Annotated in this window: 1 protein-coding gene; it reads left to right on the top strand. The window is 67.3% G+C overall.

Features of this window, described 5'->3' with window-relative positions; genetic code table 11:
• The coding region (locus tag I8746_RS26895) for an AMP-binding protein (protein ID WP_221101225.1) at nt 1-505 on the top strand (505 nt) is incomplete at both ends.

The raw sequence follows: 505 nt of genomic DNA, 5'->3' as shown, positions 1-505 counted from the left end.
TGGTGCCGCCTATGTACCGTTGGACCCGGACTACCCGGCCGAGCGGCTGGCCTACATGTTCGAAGACAGCGGCATCGAACTGCTGCTGACCCAGGCCCACCTGCGCGAGCAACTGCCGGCGTTTGCCGGGCAGGTCCTGTTGCTGGACCAGCCCGGCGAACTGGGCGGGTACTCGCGGCAGGTGCCGGCGTGCCGGCTGCACCCCGAGAACCTGGCCTACGTCATCTACACCTCCGGCTCGACCGGGCGGCCGAAAGGCGCCGGCAACCGCCACCTGGCGTTGTATAACCGGCTGGCATGGATGCAGCAGGCGTATGCGCTGGACGGCGCCGACACGGTGTTGCAGAAAACCCCGTTCAGTTTTGACGTGTCGGTGTGGGAGTTCTTCTGGCCGCTGATGACCGGTGCACGGCTGGCCCTGGCGGCGCCGGGGGAGCATCGCGAGCCGGAGCGGCTGATCGACACCATCGAGCGCCACCAGGTCACCACTTTGCATTTCGTGCCG

This window comes from Pseudomonas sp. USTB-Z (genome assembly GCF_019691255.1).
GTDB lineage: Bacteria > Pseudomonadota > Gammaproteobacteria > Pseudomonadales > Pseudomonadaceae > Aquipseudomonas > Aquipseudomonas alloputida.
Note: the sequence above shows the minus strand (reverse complement) of the source record. Positions and strands in the feature narration are given on the sequence as shown.